Raw genomic sequence first — 4282 nt, forward strand, 5'->3', positions numbered from 1 at the left:
GCCCGCCCCCGCCCCCGCCGCAGCCGCAGGTCGGGCTGCCGCCGGACCTCAACGCCGCGCTCGGCAGGGAGATCCCGGTTCGGCGCGACGGGGACCAACGAATTCCTCATCAAGGACAGGTCGTTGCTCTACCCGGAGATCCGCGTCCACCATCGGCGACCCGCGCCGTGACGGGACGTCGTCCGGACATGTGAGACGACCCTCGGAATTGCCTGAACGACCATCCCATTCCCATCGGGGCCGGAGTTACGTTCTGGCCGAAATCCAGTCTATTTCTGATGGGTCTCCATCGGAAAGGGGATGTGCAAATGAGGATTCTCGGTATCGACCGGCCCGGCGGTGCTCGGACGCCGCTCGGCCGCGCCTGCGCGCGGGTCGGCGCGGCCGCCGCCGGAGTGGTCATCGCCGCGGGCCTGTTCCAGGCGCCCGCCGTCGCCCGGATCACACCGGCCACCTACACCTACAGCTACGAGACCGGGTTCCAGGGATGGGTCCCCAAGACCGACCAGAACACCGGTACGCCCGAATGCTCCCCACATGATTCGGCGGTGGCGCTGTCCAACGCCAAGGCGCGGGACGGCGTGCGCAGCGTGGACCTTCAGGCCCACGGCGAGAACGACTGCGGCCTGCTCTGGCTCGACCGCACGTTCGACGTCGGTACGACGGCCCCGGTGCGGCTCGACCTGTCGTTGTGGGTCTGGACCAGGGACTCCTCGACCGGCCCCGGCGGCGTGAACGACGTGGTGGCCCGGGCGGGCGCCGCCTGCGAGACCGACCCGTACCAGGAGGTCGACCGCGACCAGACCTGGATCGGGTGGCCGGAGATCGGGTCGCTGGGCCACGGGGACGGAATCCCCGGCTGGTACCAGTACCGCTACCAGGCCACCGTGACGCCGGATTCGAGCGGCCGGGTCTGTGTCTCGCAGGGCATGCAGATCGTCTCGACCTACGCCTTCATCAAGCACTACTACCTCGACACGACCACCGTCACGTTCTCCTAGCCGTTTGCCGTGCCAGTCCTGATCGCGCGGACGGTCACGCCTACGCCCGCGCGGCCGAGGGCCACTCCGGAACCGCCTCCGGAGTGGCCCTTTCGCGTGGATCGGAGCCGCCGGGCCCGCCGATCTCCCGGTGGACGGGTGGTGTTCCGGGCAGTGGAGGGTGCCCTCCGGACGGGTCGAACGGACGTTCCGGGCGGCGCGGCGGGGCGGCAGGGTTCTGGTAGGTCCAAGCCGTCCTAACGGGGGAGTAGCAGCCAATGCCCACGTATCTGTCGCCCGGCGTCTACGTCGAGGAGGTGGCCAGCGGGTCCCGCCCGATCGAGGGGGTCGGGACGTCGGTGGGCGCCTTCGTCGGGTTCGCTCCGGAAGGCCCGCTGAACGAGCCGGTGCTCGTCACGAACTGGTCGCAGTACGTGGCCGCGTTAGGGGACTTCACCGAAGGCTGCTTCCTTGCCCACGCCGTGTACGGGTTCTTCAACAACGGCGGCACCACCTGCTACGTGGTCCGCGTGGGCGGGACGGCGCAGGACGGCGGGGGCGGCGCGCCCAGGGAACCGGCCGCGCCCGCCCCCGCCCGCCTCGGCGGGTTCAGCGTCGCGGCCGTCCCTTCCTCGGCGGCCGGGACGCTGGAGGTGGAGGTCGCCGACATCGACGGCGGCGACAAGGGCGGGGAGAAGGCCGACGACCGGTTCAAGCTGGTCGTCAAGGTCGACGGCACGGTGGCGGAGAGCTTCAACGTGTCGACCAAGAAGAACACCCGCAACTACGTCGTCACGCAGGTGAAGGAGCGCTCGAAGCTCATCACCCTGAGCGAGGCCGCGGCGGCGGGGCAGGCGGCGAGGCCCGACAACCAGAGCGTGACGCTTGCCGTCCCGGCCGTGCCGCCCGCGCCCACCGCGGGCGGTGCGGCGATCACGCCCGAGCACTACCTCGGCGACACCGCGGACCGCACCGGCTTCGGCGGGCTGGAGGCCCTCGACGCGGTCACCATGGTCGCCGCGCCGGACCTGATGAGCGCCTACCAGCGCGGCGCCATCGACCTGGACGGCGTCAAGGCCGTCCAGCTCGGCATGATCGCGCACTGCGAGCTGATGGGCGACCGGGTCGCGATCCTCGACCCGCCGCCCGGGCTGAACGCCCGCGAGATCCACGAGTGGCGGCAGGACGCCGCCGGGTACGACTCGCGCTACGCCGCCCTCTACTACCCGTGGATCAAGGTCTTCGACCCGTCGTCCGGGCAGACCGGGCTGGTCCCGCCGAGCGGCCACCTGGCCGGCGTCTGGGCCCGCAGCGACGCCGAGCGCGGCGTGCACAAGGCCCCGGCCAACGAGGTCGTCCGCGGCGCCGTGGACCTCGGCCTCCAGGTCACCAAGGGCGAGCAGGACCTGCTCAACCCGGTCGGCGTGAACTGCATCCGCTCGTTCCCCGGCCGCGGCGTGCGGGTGTGGGGCGCGCGGACGCTGGCGTCGGACCCGGCCTGGCGGTACCTGAACGTCCGCCGCTACTTCAACTACCTGGAGGAGTCGATCCTGATCGGCACCCAGTGGGTGGTGTTCGAGCCGAACGACCACGACCTGTGGGCGCGGATCCGCCGCAACATCTCCGCCTTCCTGGTGACCGAGTGGCGGGACGGGGCGCTGTTCGGCGCCACCGAGGAGCAGGCCTTCTACGTCAAGTGCGACGAGGAGACCAACCCGCCCGAGTCGGTCGACCTCGGCCGCGTGGTCTGCGAGATCGGCGTCGCGCCGGTCAAGCCCGCCGAATTCGTGATCTTCCGGGTGGCCCAGATCTCCGGCGGCGGGGAGCTGGAGGAATAGGCCGTCTCCGCGACGGCACACGGCATTGAACAGAAGGGGAAATCATGGCTTTCGACAAACAGGATTCCGCGGCGGCGCACAATTTCGGATTGCAGATCGACGGCGTGATGGTCGAATACCTGCAGAAGGTCAGCGGGCTCGGCCAGAAGCAGGACGTGATCGAGTTCAAGCAGAACTCGGCCCAGGGCAAGCCGACCACCGGGAAGCTTCCCGGTGTTCCCCAGGCGGGAGAGTGCCAGGTCGTGCGCGCCACGACGGGCAGCAAGGTGTTCTCCGACTGGATCAAGAAGTCGTTCGAGGGCGACATGAGCTCGGCCCGCAAGAACGCGACCATCATCCAGATGGACTACCAGAGCAATCCCGTCCGGCGCTTCAACCTGCGCAACGCCTGGTGCAGCGACCAGCAGTTCGACGATCTGGAGGCCGGCAGCACCTCGGCGGTCACCGAGACGATCACCATCACCTACGAAGAGATGAAGATCGAAGAGAGCTGATGCGCCGTTCAGCCCCCACCGTGGACGCGGTCCGGATGCGGACCGAGTTCACCTTCGAACTCCCGCGCGGGTACGTCGACGAGAGCGGGACCGTCCACCGCGAAGGCGCGATGCGCCTGGCCACGGCCAAGGACGAGCTGATCCCGCTGCAGGACGTGCGCGTCCGGGAGAACCCGCCCTACCTCTCGGTGGTGCTGCTCGCCCGGGTGATCACCCGGCTGGGAGCCGTTCCGCAGGTCCATGACGGGGTCGTGGAAAGCATGTTCGCCTCAGACCTGGCGTTCTTGCAGGACTTTTACCGCCAGATCAACGCCGAGGGCCACACGCTGGCGACCGTGGCCTGCCCTTCCTGCGCGGAATCCTTCGAGGTGGATCTCGCCGGGAGCCGCCTGGGGGAATCGTGACGTACCCGCCGGACGCCCTGCATCGGGAGATCGCGTACATCGCGTACCACTTCCACTGGTCCCGCGAGGAGATCCTGGACCTGGAGCACCCTGACCGGCGCCGGTACGTCACCCAGATCGCCTCTCTGGTGAGCGGCTGACCGATGGGAATCCGCGACCTGTTCTCCCGCCGCCGTTCCCGACCGGCGGCGGGTCCCGACGCCCCGGGTGTGGCGGGCGGGCCCGACGGCGGCTGGCGTGCCGTGCCGCCGCCGGGCCGTCCGTCCACGATGGGCACGATCGCCGACCCCGCCTTCGGTGCGACCCTGGCCAGCTGGCAGGTTCCGTCCCTCGCGGGAGAGATCGTCCGCCAGATCAGCCTGGACGGGCCGGGCGGCGTCCTCGGGAACCCGCTCCGGCCTGCGGGAACGCTTCCGTCCCAGCACGCGGTGCCGCCACCTGTGCCCGCGGCGGCTCCGCCTCCGGAGACCGGCCCGGAGCCGCCGCGCCTTCCGTCTCCCCTGACGGTCGCCCGCGGCGTGGACCGCCCGTCCCGCAAGGTCCGCGCCGCGGGCGACCGTCAGGGG

The 4282-nt window shown here is 70.3% G+C and carries 5 protein-coding genes and 1 pseudogene; all 6 read left to right on the forward strand.

What is annotated here, in order from left to right; translation table 11 throughout:
- Nucleotides 1-308: 308 nt before the first annotated feature.
- The gene (locus tag ETD83_RS39930; protein WP_138650451.1) at nucleotides 309-1001 is read left to right on the forward strand and encodes a hypothetical protein; all 693 of its coding nucleotides are present in this window, start codon (nucleotides 309-311) and stop codon (nucleotides 999-1001) included.
- A 257-nt stretch (nucleotides 1002-1258) separates the two neighbouring features.
- Nucleotides 1259-2818, forward strand: a complete 1560-nt coding sequence (locus tag ETD83_RS39935) for a phage tail sheath family protein (protein WP_138650452.1) — start codon at nucleotides 1259-1261, stop codon at nucleotides 2816-2818.
- A 44-nt stretch (nucleotides 2819-2862) separates the two neighbouring features.
- Complete coding sequence (locus ETD83_RS39940) at nucleotides 2863-3312, forward strand: phage tail protein (RefSeq protein WP_138650453.1); 450 nt, start codon at nucleotides 2863-2865, stop codon at nucleotides 3310-3312.
- Nucleotides 3312-3716: a hypothetical protein gene (locus tag ETD83_RS39945; RefSeq protein WP_138650454.1), complete on the forward strand. Its 405-nt coding sequence runs from the start codon at nucleotides 3312-3314 to the stop codon at nucleotides 3714-3716. The genes ETD83_RS39940 and ETD83_RS39945 overlap by 1 nt, the downstream gene beginning before the upstream one ends.
- On the forward strand, nucleotides 3713-3856 hold the full coding sequence (locus tag ETD83_RS43305; protein WP_171064714.1) for a DUF6760 family protein: 144 nt from the start codon (nucleotides 3713-3715) through the stop codon (nucleotides 3854-3856). The genes ETD83_RS39945 and ETD83_RS43305 overlap by 4 nt, the downstream gene beginning before the upstream one ends.
- 3 nt (nucleotides 3857-3859) lie before the next feature.
- Nucleotides 3860-4282: pseudogene (locus ETD83_RS39950) on the forward strand (hypothetical protein); the annotation flags it as partial.

Source organism: Actinomadura soli, assembly GCF_005889715.1.
GTDB classification, from domain to species: Bacteria; Actinomycetota; Actinomycetes; order Streptosporangiales; family Streptosporangiaceae; genus Spirillospora; species Spirillospora soli.